This is a genomic window from Duganella sacchari (genome assembly GCF_900143065.1).
In the GTDB taxonomy this organism is placed as follows: Bacteria; Pseudomonadota; Gammaproteobacteria; order Burkholderiales; family Burkholderiaceae_D; genus Rugamonas; species Rugamonas sacchari.
In genome coordinates this window covers 520744-539769 of sequence record NZ_FRCX01000002.1, presented here as the reverse complement: position 1 = coordinate 539769, position 19026 = coordinate 520744, and the positions used below count along the sequence as shown (strand labels likewise).

The 19026-nt window shown below is 62.1% G+C and carries 15 protein-coding genes and 1 pseudogene; 9 read left to right on the top strand and 7 right to left on the bottom strand.

Going from position 1 to position 19026, the window contains the following annotated elements:
* The first annotated feature begins 99 nt into the window (after positions 1–99).
* Both BUA36_RS06170 and BUA36_RS31525 read left to right on the top strand, forming a co-directional pair.
* A complete protein-coding gene (locus BUA36_RS06170; RefSeq protein ID WP_072782369.1) occupies positions 100–336 on the top strand; it encodes a hypothetical protein in 237 nt (78 codons plus the stop codon).
* A 79-nt stretch (positions 337–415) separates the two neighbouring features.
* Positions 416–973, top strand: a pseudogene (locus BUA36_RS31525) (hypothetical protein); the annotation flags it as partial.
* Here the strand turns inward: BUA36_RS31525 and BUA36_RS06165 are convergent.
* Positions 925–1893, bottom strand: coding sequence for a LysR substrate-binding domain-containing protein (locus BUA36_RS06165; RefSeq protein WP_072782366.1), 969 nt, complete (start codon positions 1891–1893; stop codon positions 925–927). The pseudogene BUA36_RS31525 and the gene BUA36_RS06165 overlap by 49 nt on opposite strands.
* Before the next feature lie 86 nt (positions 1894–1979).
* Between BUA36_RS06165 and BUA36_RS06160 the strand changes: the two genes are divergently transcribed.
* On the top strand, positions 1980–3041 hold the full coding sequence (locus tag BUA36_RS06160) for a tartrate dehydrogenase (protein ID WP_072782611.1): 1062 nt from the start codon (positions 1980–1982) through the stop codon (positions 3039–3041).
* A 3-nt stretch (positions 3042–3044) separates the two neighbouring features.
* Here BUA36_RS06160 and BUA36_RS06155 read toward each other — a convergent pair whose 3' ends face one another.
* Positions 3045–4340: a cation:proton antiporter gene (locus BUA36_RS06155; RefSeq protein ID WP_072782363.1), complete on the bottom strand. Its 1296-nt coding sequence runs from the start codon at positions 4338–4340 to the stop codon at positions 3045–3047.
* Positions 4341–4422: 82 nt separating this feature from the next.
* Here BUA36_RS06155 and BUA36_RS06150 point away from each other — a divergent pair, with 82 nt between their 5' ends.
* Both BUA36_RS06150 and BUA36_RS06145 read left to right on the top strand, forming a co-directional pair.
* A complete protein-coding gene (locus BUA36_RS06150; protein ID WP_072782360.1) occupies positions 4423–4848 on the top strand; it encodes a nuclear transport factor 2 family protein in 426 nt (141 codons plus the stop codon).
* On the top strand, positions 4848–5534 hold the full coding sequence (locus tag BUA36_RS06145) for a pentapeptide repeat-containing protein (RefSeq protein ID WP_072782357.1): 687 nt from the start codon (positions 4848–4850) through the stop codon (positions 5532–5534). Before BUA36_RS06150 ends, BUA36_RS06145 begins: the two co-directional genes overlap by 1 nt.
* Here BUA36_RS06145 and BUA36_RS06140 read toward each other — a convergent pair.
* On the bottom strand, positions 5527–6075 hold the full coding sequence (locus tag BUA36_RS06140; RefSeq protein ID WP_072782353.1) for a thioesterase family protein: 549 nt from the start codon (positions 6073–6075) through the stop codon (positions 5527–5529). The two genes, BUA36_RS06145 and BUA36_RS06140, sit on opposite strands and share 8 nt — an antisense overlap.
* Positions 6076–6180: 105 nt before the next feature.
* Here BUA36_RS06140 and BUA36_RS06135 point away from each other — a divergent pair, with 105 nt between their 5' ends.
* Positions 6181–7140: a GlxA family transcriptional regulator gene (locus BUA36_RS06135; RefSeq protein ID WP_072782350.1), complete on the top strand. Its 960-nt coding sequence runs from the start codon at positions 6181–6183 to the stop codon at positions 7138–7140.
* A 7-nt stretch (positions 7141–7147) separates the two neighbouring features.
* Here BUA36_RS06135 and bcaP read toward each other — a convergent pair whose 3' ends face one another.
* Positions 7148–8539 carry a branched-chain amino acid transporter BcaP gene (bcaP, locus tag BUA36_RS06130; RefSeq protein ID WP_072782347.1) on the bottom strand — a complete coding sequence of 464 codons (1392 nt, stop codon included), beginning with the start codon at positions 8537–8539 and terminating at the stop codon, positions 7148–7150.
* 131 nt (positions 8540–8670) lie between these two features.
* Entirely contained in the window at positions 8671–9795 is a 1125-nt protein-coding gene (locus BUA36_RS06125; RefSeq protein WP_072782344.1) for a sugar diacid recognition domain-containing protein, read from the bottom strand.
* Between the two features lie 127 nt (positions 9796–9922).
* Here BUA36_RS06125 and BUA36_RS06120 point away from each other — a divergent pair, with 127 nt between their 5' ends.
* Genes BUA36_RS06120 through BUA36_RS06110 form a run of 3 tightly spaced genes read left to right on the top strand, consistent with a single transcriptional unit; the run spans position 9923 to position 15049 of the window.
* The gene (locus BUA36_RS06120; protein ID WP_072782341.1) at positions 9923–11248 is read left to right on the top strand and encodes an MFS transporter; all 1326 of its coding nucleotides are present in this window, start codon (positions 9923–9925) and stop codon (positions 11246–11248) included.
* Between the two features lie 9 nt (positions 11249–11257).
* Positions 11258–12403, top strand: a complete 1146-nt coding sequence (locus BUA36_RS06115) for a glycerate kinase (protein ID WP_072782338.1) — start codon at positions 11258–11260, stop codon at positions 12401–12403.
* Between the two features lie 39 nt (positions 12404–12442).
* Positions 12443–15049, top strand: coding sequence for a hybrid sensor histidine kinase/response regulator (locus tag BUA36_RS06110; RefSeq protein WP_072782336.1), 2607 nt, complete (start codon positions 12443–12445; stop codon positions 15047–15049).
* Here the strand turns inward: BUA36_RS06110 and BUA36_RS06105 are convergent.
* Both BUA36_RS06105 and BUA36_RS06100 read right to left on the bottom strand, forming a co-directional pair.
* Positions 15046–15960 carry a diguanylate cyclase gene (locus tag BUA36_RS06105; protein WP_072782334.1) on the bottom strand — a complete coding sequence of 305 codons (915 nt, stop codon included), beginning with the start codon at positions 15958–15960 and terminating at the stop codon, positions 15046–15048. The two genes, BUA36_RS06110 and BUA36_RS06105, sit on opposite strands and share 4 nt — an antisense overlap.
* Positions 15957–19025 (bottom strand): hybrid sensor histidine kinase/response regulator, encoded by a 3069-nt coding sequence (locus tag BUA36_RS06100; RefSeq protein ID WP_084560018.1) that lies wholly within the window; start codon positions 19023–19025, stop codon positions 15957–15959. Before BUA36_RS06100 ends, BUA36_RS06105 begins: the two co-directional genes overlap by 4 nt.
* Between the last annotated feature and the right edge of the window lies 1 nt (position 19026).

Sequence of the window (19026 nt, the reverse complement as noted above, 5' to 3'; positions counted from 1 at the left end):
GATGGGGCGTGGCACCACCGTACGCCGTGCGTTGACGCACATACTGGCAGCGCGTGATCGGCGATCCTCAACTGGCGCACAATCAAAAGGAAGAAATCTATGGATGCCTGGCTGGACCTGTTGCAATGGCCGGCGATGGTGGTCACCGTGCTGGCGGGGCTGCTGGTCGCTTCCAGATCGCTACCCCGACGCAAGATCGGCTTCTATGCCTTCTTGCTGAGTAACGCCATGTGGATTGCGTGGGGCTGGTCCGATGGCGCGTACGCGCTGATTGTGCTGCAGCTGTGCCTTGCGGTGACCAACGTGCGCGGTGTGCTGAAGTCCGACCAGGACTAGCTGTAGCACTTTTGTGCGACAGACAAGCGCCTGATTCATCAATATCATTCCGCCATCATTTCTTTGGACGGAGGGTTGCATGAAAAAGATGATGTCGATACTGGCGGCGGCGCTAATGCTGTTGGCGGGCGCCGCGCACGCTGACCGCTATGATGCGGAACTGAATATCAATAAATACGGCAAAGTGGGCGCCAGCAATGGGCATGTGTCGTTTGTGCTGCAATCCGACGGCACGGTCAAGGGCACGCTGATGTCGTTATCCGGCCAGCCGTTCCAGTTTGGTTTCGACTCCAGGGAGCACCTGCTGACGAGGGACTATGTCCTCTCTACGGGCGACATCAAGGATATTGGCGCGCTGGCCTCCAGTCCTGACGATATTTATTCGATCGGCACCCTGCTGGGCAATTTCGAATCCGGCTTCACGTGCTACTACTGCGCGAAAGAGATCAGCTGGACCATCGCCGGTAAAAACGGCCTGGCCCTCACCTCGGTCAAGCAGGTGCTGGGTGGCGATGCGGATGCCGACTTCGCGCTGATCTCTTCTTTCGGGCCTGGCACCAAGAACGTGCTGTACGCCGGGAATGGCATCTACAATCCCGTGCCGGAACCATCCACGTGGGGCATGATGCTGCTTGGGCTGTTGCTGATGGCAAGCTGCCGCTCGAGGAACTCCACGCAGACGCGCACCTTTGCCGACCCGGCCAGCCTTTGAGGATAGACCGCCCACACATTGGCGCTCTGCGTGTAGTGCGGCAGGATCTGCACCAATTCACCACGGTCGATGTGTGGTTGCGCGTCCCAGCGAGAGCGCAGCACGATGCCGGCGCCTTCCACAGCCCATTGCAGCGCGATCTCGCCATGGTTGGAGGAAAGCGTACCGGTGACTTTGACGCTTTCCTCGCCAGCGCCGCCGCTTCCGCTACCACTGCTGGAGCGCAGAGCCCACACGCCAAACGGCAAATCGCGCTCCTTGATCGCCAGGCAGTTGTGGCCTGCGAGTTCTTGCAGCCTGCGCGGCGTGCCGTGCTGCTTCAGATACGCAGGTGACGCGCATAAAATGCGGTGATTGGACATCAGCTTGCGCGCGATCAGATGCGGTGCGATATCGTCGCCGACGCGAATGTCCAGGTCAAAGCCTTCGCCAACAATGTCAACCAGCCGGTCGAACACTTCAAAGCGCACCTGCAGCGATGGATGCGCCGCAACCAGGCGCGCCACCACCGGCGCCACCACATTGCGGCCGAAGCCAAAGCTGCTACAGATGCGTAGCAGGCCGCGCGGCACATCGCGCCGTTCGGCGACTTCGTGCAGCAGGCTGTCGAGGTTCTCCAGGATGGTCATGGCATGTGTGTACACGCGTTCGCCGTCCTCGCTGACGACGACACGGCGCGTGGTGCGGTGGAACAGCCGCACGCCCAGCATCTGCTCCAGTATGCCGATACGCTTGCTGATATAAGCGGGCGACATGCCCAGTTCCTCGGCGGCCGCCGCAAAGCTGGCCTTGCGGGCAGCTGCGGCAAAGACGCGCAGATCCTCGTTGTCGATACGATTGTTCACGATATGTGTTTTATTGAATCACAATGCGGTGCATTGTAAACGATGGAAAAAGCACTATGCTGCTACTTTCGATGAAGGGGGCAGTCATGAAAGTACACAAGATCGCGGTGCTGGCGGGCGACGGCATCGGCAAGGAAGTCATGCCGGAAGGGATACGCGCCGTGGAAGCCGCCGCGCGCCGCTTTAACATCGGCATCGAATGGACCACGTTTGAATGGCCGAGCTGTGACTACTATCTCCAGCATGGCAAGATGATGCCGGACGACTGGATGGATCAGCTCAAGGGCTTTGATGCGCTGTTCTTTGGCGCGGTGGGCTGGCCGGAGACGGTGCCGGACCACGTGTCGCTGTGGGGATCGCTGTTGAAGTTCCGCCGCCAGTTTGACCAGTACATCAATCTGCGGCCGGTGCGTCTGCTGCCCGGCGTGCCTTGTCCCCTGGCGAACAAACAGCCGGGCGATATCGATTTCTACATCGTGCGCGAAAATACCGAAGGCGAATACTCCAGCGTCGGCGGCCGCATGTTCGAAGGCACGGACCGCGAGTTCGTCTTACAGGAATCCATCTTCACGCGCACCGGCGTGGACCGCGTGCTGAAGTTTGCTTTTGAACTGGCGCAGCAGCGGCCGAAGAAGCACCTGACTTCCGCCACCAAGTCCAACGGCATTTCGATCAGCATGCCGTATTGGGATGAGCGCGTGGATGCGATGGGGCTGAGCTATCCGGAAGTCCGGCATGACAAATACCATATCGATATCCTGGCGGCGCGGTTTGTACTGTCGCCGGAGCGTTTTGATGTGGTGGTGGCATCCAACCTGTTTGGCGATATCCTGTCCGATCTGGGGCCGGCATGCGCGGGCACCATCGGCATCGCGCCGTCGGCCAATCTGAACCCCGACCGTATCTTCCCGTCGCTATTTGAACCGGTGCACGGCTCGGCGCCGGATATTTATGGCCGCAATATCGCCAATCCCATCGCCATGGTCTGGTGCGGCGCGATGATGCTGGATTTCCTGGGCCACAAGGAGGCGCATGATGCGATCGTCGCTGCAGTGGAGCGCTGCCTGGTCGATGGTCCGCGCACGCCGGACATGGGCGGTACCGCCACGACCACGGAGGTCGGCAAGGCGATCGCCGCCATCATCTGACCGTCAGCGGCGCCAGATGGTTTGCATCAGCGGCTTGACGCTGAAGCCATGCACCAGTATGGACAACATGATGACGCCCAGTGAAATGCCGGTCAGCTGGTTGGCCAGATCATCAGGCAGGCCGGCTTCTATCGCAAACACCAGGTAGAACAGGGAACCGATGCCGCGCACGCCGAACCAGCCGGTCATGGCGCGCATACGCATGCTGGTGGCGCTGCCGATCAGGCCAAGGTACACGGACAGCGGCCGCGCCACCACGAACAGGAACAGCGCCACGCCTATCGTTTCGTAAGGCAGGCGCTGGAGCGTAATCATGCCGCCCAACAGCAGCACCAGCGTGAGTTCCGACAGGCGCTCCAGGTGCTCCTTGAACACCAGCGATTCGGTGCTCACGGTGAGTGGCGGGGAGTTTGTCTCACTTGTTTTCGCGACTTCGGATTTGGTGACGTCTGGCTCCAGCAGACCATGACGGTCGCGCGGTGCACCGGCCAGCACCAGCTCCGTGCGACGCAAGGCGACGGCGGCAAAGAACACCGCCAGGAAGCCGGATGCCTTGATGAGGTTCGCCACGGCGAACACCACGGCGATCAAACCTAGTCCCACCAAATCGTCCATGATGTCGTGGCGTGGCTCGATAATGCGCAGCCGCCAGCTCAGGCGCGCCAGTCCCGCACCGAACAGCGCTCCGACGGTCACCGCGCCTGCAGTGCCCCAGATGACGTCCACCAGCAGCCAGCGCAAGTGATGCTGGCCGGTGTCGCCGATACCCAGCATGCCCAGGCCCAGGAGCACAAACGGGAAGGCGCTGCCATCGTTCATGCCGGCTTCGCAGGTCAGCGTGAAGCGCAGTTGTTCCTTGTCGCCAGCATGGCGCACCTGCACGTCGGTGGCCAGCACCGGATCGGTAGGGGCCAGTATCCCGCCCAGCAGCACGGCGGCGCCAGCGGGCAGGCGCAGCACGAAGTAGCCAAACAGTGCGACCAGGCCGACCGTGAGCGACATCGATATCCACGCCAGCCGCAGCGAGGCGTCCCAGCGTGCGAGCTTGAACGGCACCGGCATCTTGATCCCGGCGGAGAACAGGGAAATCAGCAGCGTGACCTGGGTCAGCATCTTGAGCAGTGCGGATTCCTCGGCTGGGTCGAAATTGAAGATGTTGAAGAAGCTGGGGCCGAGCAGTATCCCCACGCCCAGATAGACGATGGCGGAGGTGAAGGGTGAACGCGAAATGGTGGTCACGGCAAGACCACGCGCCAGCATTAACAAGCCCACCAGTAAGAACCATTGATTGGTGTTCATTCTTGCAGACTAAAAGCATTTATTCGGGTTGTCTGTGGGGCAGGGCACCCAGGCGCGGTTATACTGGTCGTATCATGACTAAATGTTGATTTCGCTTGCTGCGATGCTGCCCGTGCTGGCTGCGGCCGCGCCGTGCCTGGCCGTTCCCGCCCTGATCGAGCGCGATACGCAGTACGAGGAAGCGCTGCGCGTGGGCGATACCGCTTTCCTGAAAACGCTGCTGGCCGAGGATTATGTCTGGGTCCACACACTGGGTTCGCAGATCGAATCGCGCGACAGCCTGCTGGCGCGGCTGGCCAAACCGGTGGTCTACAAAGCGCGCTTCACCAGCGATGTGCATGCCCATACGCAGGGCGACACGGTGGTGCTGCGCGGCGTGAGCACCACGGAACAATGGAATGCGGATGGCACGACCTGGCGCACTAACCGTTACCAGTTCATGCGTACTTACGTGAACGTGGCAGGTCAGTGTAAGCTGCTGTCGGTACAAACCATGAATCTGAAGTGATGGAAGAATCGAGTATCAACGCCGTCGTCGGCGTGGCGTTGTCGCGCGCCGAACTGGAAGCGCAGCTGGAACTGGGCGTGCGCCGGTTTGAAAGCTGCGGCTTTGACGGGGAAGACCTGTCCCGCCTTGAGTTGCAAGGCTGTGTCTTTGAGCGCTGCACTTTTACCGACACCATCCTGTTTGCCTGCAAGCTGGCGGGTACGCACTGGTTGCGCTGCCGCGCCGGCGGCGCCGATCTGGAGTCGGTGGATGCAGTGGACGCGCGCTTTGACGCCTGCGATCTCAATAACAGCAAATGGCGCCGTGCCAAGCTGGCATCGGCCGCCTTCCATGGTTGCAAACTCACAGGAGCCTCATTTGAGGAGGCGGCGCACCTGGGCATCCATTTTGAGGAATGCCTGCTGGTGGGCGCGGACCTGCGCGGCTTCTCGTTCCGCAAGGCGGTCCTCAAGGAGCTGGATTTCAGCGACGCCTATCTGGCCGGTTGCGATTTCCGCGAAGCCGTGTTTGAAGGCGGCAGTCTGCGCAGCGCCACGCTCAAGCTGGCCAAGTTTCAGGGCGCGGACCTGCGCGGCGCCAATATGGAAGGGTTGAAGCTGACCGAACCTGGTCTGTTCAAGGGCGCCACCATCTCGCTGGCGCAAGCCGCAGGCTTCCTGCAGGAGATGGGGCTGGCTGTCAGGTAGCGCCGGCTTCTTCGTCGCGCAGCTGCATACTCATGCCGTCGCAGCTGTCCGACCATTGCGACAGCCATTGGGGCAGCGGCGGCGACTGATCCGGCACGCCAAGATCGCGCACGATGTCGGCCGGTTTCACCGTGCCTTTGGACGAGCGGAACACGCCGCGCATCACCACCACGCCGGCGACGCGGCCATCCTTGACGAAACGGTGTTCGAGGAAACTCCACTTGTCGTCCCAGCCCAGCATGCGGGTGTGGATTTCAAACGACTCGAATACCTTGAGTTCGCGGCGGAATTTGCCCCAGGCGTCGCCCACGATGGGCACAGCCTTGTGGCGCAGCGCGGTGCGGAACGCGCCCGTGCGCAGCACGTAGTCCATGCGGCCCAGGTCCGCGAGCGTGAAATAGCGGCCGTTGGTGACATGGCGGTTGAGGTCCAGGTCCAGCGGCCACACGCGCATGCGCACCACGGTAGTGGAAAAAGGATCGGCGGGCTTGCGCCATGGACGGCGCAGCAGCATCATAATCAGTCGAAACCAGAGATTCATCGTATCAGCAGGGAGTAGAGCACGGCCACCACTATATGCGAGGCGAATCTGATAAGGTAGGTGCAGAAATGACTTTTTTCATGCGAAATCTGCAAACCTCCCGCCATGCACCTGACCTTACTCCTGACTGACCAATGTTCGGCCGCCAGCGCCACCACCGCGCTGGAACTGCTCACCGCCGCCAATATGTTCGCCGAAGCGCCGGTGTTCGATGTGGTGACCGCTTCCCTGGACGGCAAGCCGGTGGACACGCTGCGCGGCCAGACTTTGCAGGCGGATGCCGCACTGGCTGACATTGCGCACACCGATCTGGTGCTGATCCCCGGTTTTCTGTTCACGCTGCGCGAAGCCTTGCCGGGCTTTGGGCGTTATGGCGACTGGCTGCGCAAGCAGCACGCACAAGGCGCGGTACTGGCCAGCATGTGCACGGCCACCTTCATGCTGGCGGAAACGGGCTTGCTGTCCGGCGCCCGCGCGACGACACACTGGGCCTTTGCGGATTTGTTCCGGCGCCGCTATCCGGATGTCCGCATGGATGAACGCGAGAACCTGTGCGAAGACAATCGCCTCATCACCAGTGGCGGTGCGACAGCGGCGATGGATTTGCTGCTGCACCTGATGCGCCGTTACGGCTCGCTGGAGCTGGCGCAGAAATGCAGCCGCTATCTGCTGATCGACCATGCGCGCAGCGAGCAGTCCGTGTACGTGATGTGGTCCATGCCCAAGAGCCATGGCGATGCCGACATCCTACGCGTGCAGAACTGGCTGGATGAGCATTACGACCAGCCTTTGCTGATCGATGCGCTGGCGCCGCGCTTCGGCTTTGGCGTGCGCAATTTCATGCGCCGCTTCAAGGAGGCGACCGGCTATACGCCGCTGGCCTACCTGCAAACGCTGCGTCTTGAGAAAGCCAAGCACCTGCTGGAATCCACGCGTATGAGCCTGGACAGCATTACCTTGAAAGTGGGGTATGAGGACAGTAATTCGTTCCGCCGCCTGTTCCAGCAGCGGGTGGGACTGCTGCCCGCGTCGTACCGGAAGAAGTTCCAGCCGCGGGCAGCATAGGGAGGGCTTACTTGTTCAGCAGCGAGTGCTTGCGGGCGTAGCCGAAGTAGATCACCAGGCCGATTGCCAGCCAGATCAGGAAGGCGACCCAGGTGAACCAGCTCAGATAGCACATCAGCGTCACGCAGAAGATCACCGCCAGTGCAGGAATTACCGGCACGCCAGGGCAGCGGAAGGCGCGCTTGAGGTCAGGGCGGGTCTTGCGCAGGATGACGATGGCGATCGACACCAGGCTGAAGGCCGCCAGGGTACCGATGTTCACCAGTTCATTGAGCACGTTGAGCGGCACCAGCGCGGCCAGGACACCGAACACGATACCGACCAGCCAGGTGCAGAAGAACGGGGTCTGGTAGCGCGGATGGATTTTCGACAGCTTCGCAGGCAGCAGGCCGTCGCGCGACATGGCGTAGATGATGCGGGTCTGGCCGAATGCCATCACCAGGATCACGGTGGTCATGCCCAGGATCGCGCCCAGGTCCACGAAGCCGGCGAACCAGTTTTCACCGGCTTTTTGCAGGGCCAGGGTGACCGGATGGTCGATGCCCAGGAATTCCTTGAACGGCACGATGCCGGTCATGATGGCCGAGACGATCACGTACAGCACGGTGCACACGGCCAGCGAGCCGATAATGCCGATCGGCAGATCGCGCTCCGGTCGCTTCACTTCTTCCGCCGCCGAGGTGACCGCGTCAAAACCGATGAAGGCGAAGAACACCAGCGCCGAAGCGCTCAGCATGCCGTTGACACCGTAGGGCATGAATGGCTGCCAGTTGGCCGGCGTGACGTGGCGTGCGCCAACCAGGATAAACAGCAGCACCACGCCGATCTTGATGACCACCATGATGTTGTTCATGCGCGCCGATTCGCGTACGCCAAGACTCAGCATCCCGGTCAGCAGCATCATGATGCACAGTGCTGGCAGGTTGATGAAGGTGGTCACGCCGGGAAGGGCGCCCGGTGCTGCAGTCAGTTCAACCGGCAGCTTCCAGCCAAAGCCGGACAGCAGCGACTGGAAGTAGCCCGACCAGCCGACCGACACGGCCGACGTTGCGAGGCCATATTCCAGCAGCAGGTCCCAGCCGATCATCCAGGCCGCCAGTTCACCCAGCGTGGCGTAGGAATAGGTGTAGATGGAGCCAGCCACCGGCACGGTGGAGGCGAATTCTGCGTAACACAGCGCGGCAAAGCCGCAGGCAATGGCGGCCACCACGAAAGACAGCGTCAATGCGGGACCAGCGGTAACAGCACCCGTGCCGGTCAACACGAAAATGCCCGTGCCGACGATAGCGCCGATGCCCATCAAAATCAGGTCCATAGGACCAAGTACTTTTGCCAGACCGCCCGGTTTACGGGCGACGGCAATCATGTCGTCAAGATTCTTCGTTCTAAAAAGGCTCAAAATAGCTCCAGTGCTTTATTTTTTAATTTCCATCGTGTCTCCCGGCGACGGCCTCGTGAGCCAAATCGGGCAAGCGCAGATCATACATCAATGCTATACGCTATACCGAAGCTGTTGTATTTTGTGTATCACTAGCTTCCTGGACTGGACAAGAGTACTGAAATATAGAGTAAAAATCTATCTTCCAACCGAGTTAAATTCAGTCCGGTGATCTCGCCGACGCGGCGCAAGCGGTAATCCAGGGTGTTGCGGTGAATGTGCAGCGCCTCCGCCGTGGCGGCCGGATGGCCGTCGTGGGCAAACCAGCAGGCCAGGGTGCGCTGCAGCATTTCCCGGTTTTTGCCGAGCTTTTCCATGGGCGCGCGCAGCTGGGCGGCCTGCCATCCACGGTTCAGGCCAGACAGCAGTACAGGCAGGACATGGTCGTAGTAACTGTACTGGTGCCGGCGCGGATGGCGCGCGCGGCCCAGCCGGGCGGCCGTCTTGGCGCTCTGATACGAGGTTGCCACGCCCGCCATGCCCTGCATGGCAATGCCCATGGTCAGCTTGTGCGGCTGCGGACAGAGTTCGCGCAGCAGGGCGGCAAGCGCAAGCAGCTGCTTGTCGGGACCGGGACCCGGAGCGTCGTAAAAATCGAGCAGCACCAGCTCATGCGGACCGGCGGCTGCGGTCAGCAAGGCGGGTGCGCGCGCCTGCAGGCGCAGTTGCAATGCCTGCAGATCGGTGGCGGCGGCGTTGCTGTCGTCCAGTTCCAGCAGATAGACCACGTGCGGACGCTCGAATTGCACGTCCAGCCGCCGCGCCCACGCCGCCAGGTCGGCCGGATTGGCATGTTCACCGTTGATGAGATTCAGGACCAGGGCCTCGCGGTAGCGCGAATTCCGTTGGAGCTCGCCCGCCAACTGGGCCTGTTCCAGGATCATCTCGGCGGTCAGGCGTACCAGTTCGCCGAACTGGCGCACCTCGTCCGGCGCGCCGCTCAGACCGACCGCGCCGCACAACTGGCCGTGGACCGTCAGCGGCAAATTGATGCCGGGCTGGGCGCCGTGCATATTCCGGGCGCTGGCATCGTCAATTTCCACCGTGAGCTTCTTGGCCAGCGCCAGCAGGGCGCCCGCATGCAGTTCGCCGATGCGGGCTGGATTGCCGCTGGCGATGATGCTGCCATTGGCGTCCATGACGTTGACGTTGTAGGGGATGATACGCATGGTGCGGGTGACAATGTCCTGCGCCAGCTCTGTGCTCAGTATATTCATACCGATGATTTTAGGGCATATGCACAAATTATGGCGCTAACCGTCGCCCATATTTGGGCGGTTGGCCAGTGCTTTTTTGTGATCGATTCCAGATAATCGGCGTATTATTAAAACACCGGAGACCTGCATGAGCACTTCCACCACCACCGCACAGGCGTGGCCGGCGGCGTCCGTTCTGGATGGCGCGTATAAAAAAGCCAGCTGGCACCTGATTCCGTTTATCTTCGTCTGCTACCTGTTCAATTACCTGGACCGCGTCAACGTCGGCTTTGCAAAGCTGGAGATGCTGGACGCGCTCAAATTGAGCAATACCGTTTATGGCCTGGGCGCCGGCATCTTCTTCATCGGCTATGTACTGAGCGGCGTGCCAAGTAATCTGATCCTGCATAAAATTGGCGCACGCCGCTGGATTTCGGTGATGATGGTGGCGTGGGGCGCCCTGTCTGCCGCCATGCTGTTCGTGGCTACCCCGACTTCCTTCTACGTGCTGCGCTTCTTTACCGGCGTGGCGGAAGCAGGCTTCTTCCCGGGCATGGTGCTGTACTTCACGCACTGGTTCCCGACCCAGAAACGCGGCCAGGTGATGGCCTTGTTCATGTCGGCGATTCCGATTTCCGGCCTGATTGGCGGCCCGCTGTCGGGCTGGATGCTGTCGCATTTCTCGTCCGGCCAGGGCGGCATGGCGGGCTGGCAGTGGCTGTTCCTGCTGCAAGGCTTGCCGACCGTGGTGCTGGGCATATGCGTGTACTTCTACCTCAACGACGGCATCGCCCAGGCCAGGTGGCTGAGCAGCGAAGAGAAGAATGCCATGCAGGCCGCGCTGGCTGCCGACGAACAGCAACGCGCCGCCACCAGCAATGTGGGCCAGTCGTTTGGCGCAGTGCTGCGCAATGGCAGCGTGTGGATGCTGGGCGTGATCTACTTTTGCATCCAGATGGGCGTGTATGCGATTAACTTCTGGCTGCCATCGATCATCAAATCGCTGGGCTTCGAAAGCGCGGTGACGGTGGGCTGGCTCAGCGCCATTCCCTATCTGGCGGCTGCCGTGTTCATGGTGTGGGCAGGCCGTTCGGCCGACAAGCGCCGCGAACGCCGCTTCCACGTATCGCTGCCCATGGTCATGGGCCTGACCGGGCTGATGATGGCGGCGAACTTCTCCAGCAATGCGCTGATCGTGATGATCGGCTTGAGCATGGCGACCATGGGGGCACTGGCGGCGCTGGCGCAATTCTGGTCGCTGCCTGCGGCCTTCCTGGGCAGCGCTGCAGCGGCGGGCGGGCTGGCGCTGATTAACTCGCTGGGCCAGATCGCCGGTTTCGTCAGCCCGTTCCTGGTTGGCTGGATCAAGGACGCGACCAACAGCACCGACGTGGCGCTGTATATTTTGTCCAGCGTGCTGCTGCTTGGTGCGATACTGGTGTTGCGCATTCCCGCCAAACTCGTTAATCGCTAAGAGCACCTGATGAAAATTGTAATCGCGCCCGATTCCTTTAAGGAGAGCCTGACTGCGCTGGCTGTCGCGAACGAGATCGAGGCAGGCTTTCGGGAAGTCTTTCCGGATGCGGAGTACGTCAAGCTGCCGGTCGCCGATGGTGGCGAAGGTACTGTGCAGGCGATGATCGATGCCAGCGGCGGCAAGCGTGTCGCCTTGCAGGTGACCGGGCCGCTGGGTACGCAGGTATCCGCCTTCTACGGTTTGATGGGGGACGGCCAGACCGCCGTGATCGAGATGGCGGCGGCCAGCGGCCTTGAGCTGGTAACGCCATCGCAGCGCAATCCACTGCGCACCACCAGCTTTGGCACCGGCCAGCTGATACTGAATGCGCTGAACGCCGGCGCGCGCCGTTTCGTGCTCGGTATCGGCGGAAGCGCCACCAATGACGGCGGCGCGGGCATGCTGCAAGCGCTGGGCGGCCGCCTGCTCGATGCGGCGGGCGCTGACCTGGAGCCGGGCGGCGGTGCACTGAGCCTGCTGGACCGTATCGATTTGTCGGAGCTGGACCCACGCATCCAGGACTGCACGTTTGATGTGGCTTGCGATGTCAGCAACCCGCTGGTCGGGCCGCAAGGGGCGTCCGCCATCTTCGGACCGCAAAAAGGCGCGACGCCTGAGATGGTGGCAACGCTGGACGATAACCTGCGCCACTATGCCAGCATTATCGCCCGCGACCTGGGGCGGCAGGTGGCCGACGTGCCGGGTGCCGGCGCGGGCGGCGGCATCGGCGCGGCCATGATGGTGTTCCTGGGCGGCCAGCTGCGGCCCGGCAGTGAAATCGTCACCGCCGCTGTCGGGCTGGATGCGGCGGTGGCCGCTGCGGACCTGGTCATCACCGGCGAAGGCCGCATCGACGGCCAGACCATCCATGGCAAGACGCCGATCGGCGTTGCCCGTGTCGCCCAGCGTCATGGCAAACCGGTGATTGCGATTGCCGGTTCCTTGTCCACTGGCGCGGCGGCTGTGCATGAGCATGGGATTCAGGCGGTGTTCGGCGCGGTCAGCCGCCCGTGTACCGTGGATGAAGCACTGGCTGCAGCAGCCGTCAATGTGCGTAGCGCGGCACGCAACATCGCCGCCACGCTACGGTTGGGGGCGGGGCTGGGCTTGTGATAGAGTAGTTTCCCATAGAGGTCATGGGGGCACACTTTTATGGCGCGAGGCGAACGGCCGTCGATTAAGGTGCGGATCTACAGCCTGGTCTGGGCCTGTGCCTTGCCGGCCATCGTCGGCTTTTCGTTGCTGACTGCGCACTTCATCGCGCGTGAAAGAGACCAGATCAGGCGGGATACGCTGATTACGGCGCGCGCACTGATCCACGCGGTGGACCGCGACCTCAATACCGGCATTTCGGTAGCGCTGGCGCTGGCGCAGTCCCCCAGCCTGGATAAAGGCGATTTCGCCGCCTTCCATGCCGAAGCCACGCGCGCGCTGCGTCCTGAATTCCCCGGTTTGAATTTTGTTCTCCATGACCGCAATTCGGTGCAGCTGCTGAACACGGTGCGTCCTTACGGTGGGCTGCTACCTGACCCCGGCAGTGCGGCGCGCATACGCAAGGTATTCGACACCGGCAAACCAGTCATTTCCGATGTCTTCATTGGCGGCGCACTGAAACGGCCGCTGGTCGCCATTCACGCGCCGGTGCTGCGCGGCGGTAAGGTCGTCTACTGTATTTCGGTGGCCTTTGTACCCGAGCGTCTGGGACAGGTGCTGAAAGAGCAGCGGCTGTCATCCGATCGCGTGGTTGGTATCTTCGATTCTCAGGGAGTGATTGTGGCGCGCTCCCACGACCCGGAAAAGTTCGTCGGCAAAAAAGGCTCGGCAACGCTGCTTGCTCAGATGCCTCTCAAACCGGAAGCGGCCATCGAGTCGATTACGCTGGAAGGTGTTCAGGTCTATTCCATGTATAGCCGCTCGGTGACCAGCGGCTGGACCGTGGTGATTGGTGTGCCGCGCAGCGTGGTGATATCCGAGATGCTGGCGTCGATCAAGTGGATCAGCTGTGTGGTGGCGCTGCTGCTGCTGGCCGGCTTTGGCGTGGCCTGGGTATTTGCCCGCAATATCGGGCGAGCCGTGGCGACGCTGTCGGCGGCGGCGTTGGCGCTCGGAGGGCGCGGCAAGGTCGAGTTGAGCGAGCGCCCGATGTTCCGTGAGGCCGATGATGCCATCCACACGTTGCAGCAGGTGGAGCAGGAACTTGAAGCGCACCGCAATCATCTGGAAAACCTGATTGAAGAGCGCACGCAGCAACTGCAAGCGGCGAACGCCGCCAAGGATGCCTTCGTGGCCAATATGAGCCACGAGTTGCGGACGCCGATGAACGCGGTATTGGGCATGGCGCATTTGCTTGGAACGACGCCGCTGTCGCAGGAGCAGAGCCGCTACCTGGAAATGATACGCGCCTCCGGCCAGTCACTGATGGGCATACTCAATGACATACTGGACTTCTCCAAAATGCAGGCGGGGAAGGTGGAACTGCACCCGGTGCGCTTCAAGCTGGACGACGTCATGCACTCATTGGCCACCATCATGAGCGTCAGCGCTGGCGAGAAGGAGCTGGAACTGTGCATCGGCGTGGACCCGGACGTGCCGCGCGTGCTGTTTGGCGACGCGCTGCGCCTGCAGCAGGTACTGGTCAACCTGGCAGGGAATGCCATCAAGTTTACCGAGAAAGGCGAAGTGGCCGTGTCCGTGCAGCGCGCTTGCGATGCGTCGGCGCTGAGGTTCACGGTGCGCGACACTGGCATCGGCATGAGCGATGAACAGCTGTCCCGATTGTTCTCTCCCTTCATGCAAGGCGACCTGTCGTTCACACGGCGTTTTGGCGGCACCGGCCTTGGACTCACGATTTCCAAGGGACTGGTCGATCTGCTGGGCGGAACCATGCAAGTCCGCAGTGAACCTGGCAAAGGGAGTGAATTCCAGTTCACGCTGGCGTTTGCGGCGGCCGAAGATACCGAACCACGCCCGCAGTGCAAGCTGCACGCGTTGATTGTCGACGATAACCAGACCAGCCGTATATTCATCAGCAAAACCATACAAGCCTGGAACTGGAGCAGCGACAGCGCGGCAACCGGCGAAGAAGCCTTGTTCCGTTTGCGCAGCGACACGCATTACGATGTGGTCCTGATCGATAGCCTGTTGCCCGGCATGGGAGACATGGCGCTGATTCGGGCGATCCAGGAACTGGCGCCGATTCCCGTGATCTGCATGGTCAACGCTTACACGCGCGGGAAGCTGATGCAGGAGATGGCAGAGGCCAGGGCGGCAGCGTTTCTGACCAAACCCGTTACTGCCTCCAGCCTGTTTGATGCCGTACAAACGGCCCTGGCGCCGACGCCTGATGCAGTCCGGCTGCCGCAGGAGCATGCCTTGCCTGACCTGCACGGCGTGCGTGTGCTGCTGGTGGAGGACAACCCGATTAACCAGAACGTCGCCAAAGGCATACTGGAACAGTCAGGCGCCTCGGTGACTGTCGCGGAGAACGGGCAGCAGGCGGTCGATCTGCTGGGCGATATAGGCTATGACCTGGTATTGATGGATGTGCAGATGCCGGTGATGGACGGGTTTACCGCGACGCGCAAAATCCGCGATGAACTGGGGTTGAGCTTGCCCGTCATCGCCATGACGGCGGGTGTGATGGAGTCGGAGCGCGAGCAGTGCACCAGCGCCGGCATGAACGATTTCATTCCCAAACCGATCGACGTGGAGCACATGTTCGCGACGTTGATCCGCTACCTTCCCGTCGGACGGCGCTAGCCTGGCTTGCGCCACTCCACGCGGTTGCGGCCAGCCTTCTTGGCCTGGTAGAGCAGCGTATCCGCAACGGAGAACAGTTCTGCGCTGTTTTCCGGCGCGGCGCAGTTCAGCGTGGCGCCGCCTGCACTCACAGTCAGCATCGGCGCGACCGACGAGGCTTCGTGCGGAATCTGCAGATCGACAATTGCCGCACAGATGGCGTTGACAACCTGCTGCGCCTGCGCGGCTTCCGTATCCGGCAAAAGCAGCACGATCTCCTCGCCGCCGTAGCGTGCCGCCAGGTCGGCCGGGCGGCGCAGGCCCGCCGCTGCCGTGCGGGCGACGGCACGCAAGGCGCGGTCGCCGGCGGGATGGCCGTAGAAGTCGTTGTACTGCTTGAAGGCGTCGATATCCAGCAGGGCCAACGACAGCGGACGGCCGCTGCGCCGGCTGCGCTGGCACTCTGCCTCGTACACTTCGTCAAAGCGGCGACGGTTGGCCAGTTCGGTCAGGCCATCGACATGGGCCAGATGTTCCAGCATGCGGCGCTGGCGTACCATCTGCAAGTGCATGGCCACGCGCGCCATCACCACCGTTTCGTTGAACGGCTTGGAGATGTAATCGGCTGCGCCCATCTTCAAGCCATTGGCCTCGTCTTCAGGGCGGCCCAGGCCGGAAATGAAGATCACCGTAATATGCGCAGTCTGGGCGTCCGCGCGCAAGCGGCGCAGCACCTCGTAGCCGTCCATGTCCGGCATCACGACGTCGAGCAGGATCAGGTCCGGCAGGTGGCGGGCCGCGCGTTCCAGCGTTTGTTCGCCGTTCTTTGCCAGCAGTACCGTGTGCTCGGGTTTGAACAGTTCGGCCAATACCTGGCGATTGACGACGTCGTCATCGGCTACCAGGACTTTTTGGGTTCCTGCGAAGTTCATGCGCTTTCTTCCAGTTCGTTGTGCAGCATGCGCGACAAGGCGCCCAATGGCGCCAGGGCGGCCTGATATTCAATGTCGTCCACTGCCTGCCTGATGGCGGCAATCTGTTCGGGGTAGCGCGCCATCACCGGCAGCGCGCGCAGTTCGGCCAGTACATCTTCGGCACTGGCGTCGTCGCTGCGCAGATAGGCTTCCAGGCGCGAGATGAGCAGGGCTGCGTCGTCGTCGCGGTAGCGCGTTGGCGCTGGCGGTTCGCCCAGCTGCGCCAGGCCGCCGACGACCAGGTCCAGGCCATCCGCCAGTTCCGCTGCGAGCATGGGCAATCGATCCTTGTGGTCGGTGCGCAAAGCCTGTTCGAAGGCCTGCGCCTGCGACGCAAGATGGAAGGCGCCAATGTAGGCTGCGGTGGACTTCAGATTGTGCGCCAGGCTGAAAAGTATGTCGTGGTGGCCGCCAGCCATGGCTTCGCGCACTGTCTGGGCGGCGGGTTGGTATTCCTGCAGGAAGCCGCGGATGCGTTTGTCCAGGCGGCCGCGCTGGCGGTCGACGCTGTCCAGCGCCAGTTGCCAGTCAACGCCGGGAATGGCAGGCAGCGGCGCGGTAGCGCCCACGTAGTCGATTGGTGGTGGCGCCATCTGCATGGTGGCGCTGGCCTGTGCGCGGCGGGCGGACAGGCGCGAAGGCGGTATCCATTTGATCAGTGTGCGGAACAGCTGTTCCGGCACAATCGGTTTGGTGACGTGGTCGTTCATGCCCGCGGCGATACTCCTGTCGCGGTCCCCGGCCATCGCGTAAGCTGTCATTGCCACGATGGGCAGATGCTCGAAGCGCTGCATGGCGCGGATGCGGCGGGACGCGGTGAGGCCATCCACCTCGCGCATTTGGACATCCATCAGCACCAGGTCGTAGTCTCCTTGTTCCACCATGCTTACCGCTTCGCCGCCATGTTCGGCAACGTCGATCTGCATGCGCGCGGCGGCCAGGAAGTCCAGCGCCACCTCGCGGTTGTTGGCGTTGTCTTCGACCAGCAGAATGCGCGCACCGTCCAGCGAAGAGAGGTCGCGCAGCGCCAGGCCGGCGCTGTCCGAGCGGCGCAATGGGCGCGCGGGCTGTTGCGGCGCCAGCGGCCAGTCCACCGGTGCGACGGTCTGGTCGGCGATGCCAAGACGGACGATGAAGCTGAAACGGCTGCCTATGCCTGGCGTGCTGCTGACCTGGATGTCGCCGCCCATCAGTTCCACCAGCTGGCGCGAAATGCTCAGGCCCAGGCCTGTGCCGCCATATTTGCGTGTGGTGCTGACGCCGGCCTGGTTAAACGACTGGAACAGGCCCGCCACTTGCGATGGGCGCATGCCGATGCCGGTGTCGCTGACCGAAAAGCGCAACGCGACGGTGTCCGCGGTCTTGTCCATCAAATCGACAGCAACGATGATTTCGCCGCGTTCGGTGAATTTAACGGCGTTGCTGGTGAGGTTAATCAGGATCTGGCTAAGGCGCAGCGGGTCGCCCACCAGGCGTGGCGGCACGTTGCTGTCCACACGCAGTTTCAGCTCAACGCGGGCGGCATCGGATTTGATGACGGTCAGGCTGGCAAGGTGGTCCAGCATCTCCTGCACTTCAAACGGCACGGATTCCAGCCCCAGTTTTCCCGCCTCGATCTTGGAGAAGTCCAGGATGTCGTTGATGACGGCCAGCAGATGCTCGCCTGCGCCCAGGATTTTGCCGAGGTAGTTCTGCAGCTTGGCATTCGGCTCCGTCATCAGGGCCAGGCGGCTCATGCCGATGATGGCATTCATAGGCGTGCGGATCTCGTGGCTCATGTGGGCCAGGAATTCAGACTTGGTCCGCGTCGCTTCTTCGGCACGCAGCATGGCGGTCTGCATGGCTTTGGTGCGCAAGCCGAGGATGCGGGTGAAGACCAGCATGTCGAACAGGTTCCCGAACTGCAGCGCGTGCATGCTCCAGAAACCGGCATCGACTTTGCCGCTGACGACCTGGCTCAGTACTGCCGACGAGGCGAAGCTGACGCCCCAGCCGAGCAGGAAGTAGACGCCGACCGCATCGCCACGGCGCGCGCGGAAGTAGGCGCCCGGAAGGCCCAGCAGCATGGGCATAACGCCCAGCGTGCTGACGATGACCACCAGCGTTTCCACGCTCATGATGTCGGTCATGTAGGCCAGCGCGCTGACAGCGCAGAGCGCGGCGCCAGTTTTCATCAGGCGACTGAAGATCAGGTCCTTGCCGGGACGTGCGAGGGCCTGCTCGACAAAGAGATAGGCGCCGCAGGAGGCGCCCAGTGCGAACAGGCCGCCGGCATGAATGCTCATCCAGGCACTGTCTGGCCACAGGTATTGATTGCCAAGGCCGAAGAACTCGACCGAGAACAGGGTGGTGCCGGCTACCAGCAGCGCAAACTTGGCGAACAGCGGCTCGCGCAGCGTCGCCCATTGCGTAAGGCTGTACAGCAGCAGGCACAGACTCAGGCCGGTCAGCACGCCTTGCAGCATCTGTTCGTTGAGCGCGCCGACATGGAAGCTGGCCGGGCGTGAAAGCGATATCGGCAGGATCATGGCGCCGACGTTGTGCACGCGCAGCAGCAGTACGTGTTCGCTGCCCGGCGTGAGGTGCAGCAGGGCGGCTGGCGTGCGGCCGCGTGGCGCGCCTGGCATATCGGGCTGCAGGTTGCCGATGACCTGGTGTTCCCTGATCTGGCCATCGGTGGCGACGTAGATGTCCACCCGGTTCAACACCGCATAGTCGATATTGAGTATCCACTCGCCGTCGCTGTGCGCAGGCAGAGCGACGGGAATGCGCAGCCAGATGATGTCCTTGTGTACGCCCAGCGTGGCGTAGGCGGAGTTGGGTACCGCATATTGCTCGATGCTGGCCAGCGCCTGTTGCGGCGTCAGCTTGCCCTCGGCATCGGACATGACTTTCACTGCCGGCCATGCTTCGACGTGGTCGCGCGCGTTATCCAGCAATAACGGTGCAGAACCGGCAAAGGCTGCGCCCGACATCAGCGTCAGCGCAAGGATCAGCAGCAGGCGGGCCAGAGTTTTCAGCATG

What these genes read in the sequence shown, in the direction of transcription:
- BUA36_RS06170 (WP_072782369.1), top strand. Translation starts at nt 100, where the DNA reads ATGGATGCCTGGCTGGACCTGTTGCAATGGCCGGCGATGGTGGTCACC.
- BUA36_RS06160 (WP_072782611.1), top strand. Translation starts at nt 1,980, where the DNA reads ATGAAAGTACACAAGATCGCGGTGCTGGCGGGCGACGGCATCGGCAAG.
- BUA36_RS06155 (WP_072782363.1), bottom strand. Translation starts at nt 4,340, where the DNA reads ATGAACACCAATCAATGGTTCTTACTGGTGGGCTTGTTAATGCTGGCG.
- BUA36_RS06150 (WP_072782360.1), top strand. Translation starts at nt 4,423, where the DNA reads ATGTTGATTTCGCTTGCTGCGATGCTGCCCGTGCTGGCTGCGGCCGCG.
- BUA36_RS06145 (WP_072782357.1), top strand. Translation starts at nt 4,848, where the DNA reads ATGGAAGAATCGAGTATCAACGCCGTCGTCGGCGTGGCGTTGTCGCGC.
- BUA36_RS06140 (WP_072782353.1), bottom strand. Translation starts at nt 6,075, where the DNA reads ATGAATCTCTGGTTTCGACTGATTATGATGCTGCTGCGCCGTCCATGG.
- BUA36_RS06135 (WP_072782350.1), top strand. Translation starts at nt 6,181, where the DNA reads ATGCACCTGACCTTACTCCTGACTGACCAATGTTCGGCCGCCAGCGCC.
- BUA36_RS06125 (WP_072782344.1), bottom strand. Translation starts at nt 9,795, where the DNA reads ATGAATATACTGAGCACAGAGCTGGCGCAGGACATTGTCACCCGCACC.
- BUA36_RS06120 (WP_072782341.1), top strand. Translation starts at nt 9,923, where the DNA reads ATGAGCACTTCCACCACCACCGCACAGGCGTGGCCGGCGGCGTCCGTT.
- BUA36_RS06115 (WP_072782338.1), top strand. Translation starts at nt 11,258, where the DNA reads ATGAAAATTGTAATCGCGCCCGATTCCTTTAAGGAGAGCCTGACTGCG.
- BUA36_RS06110 (WP_072782336.1), top strand. Translation starts at nt 12,443, where the DNA reads ATGGCGCGAGGCGAACGGCCGTCGATTAAGGTGCGGATCTACAGCCTG.
- BUA36_RS06105 (WP_072782334.1), bottom strand. Translation starts at nt 15,960, where the DNA reads ATGAACTTCGCAGGAACCCAAAAAGTCCTGGTAGCCGATGACGACGTC.
- BUA36_RS06100 (WP_084560018.1), bottom strand. Translation starts at nt 19,025, where the DNA reads ATGCTGAAAACTCTGGCCCGCCTGCTGCTGATCCTTGCGCTGACGCTG.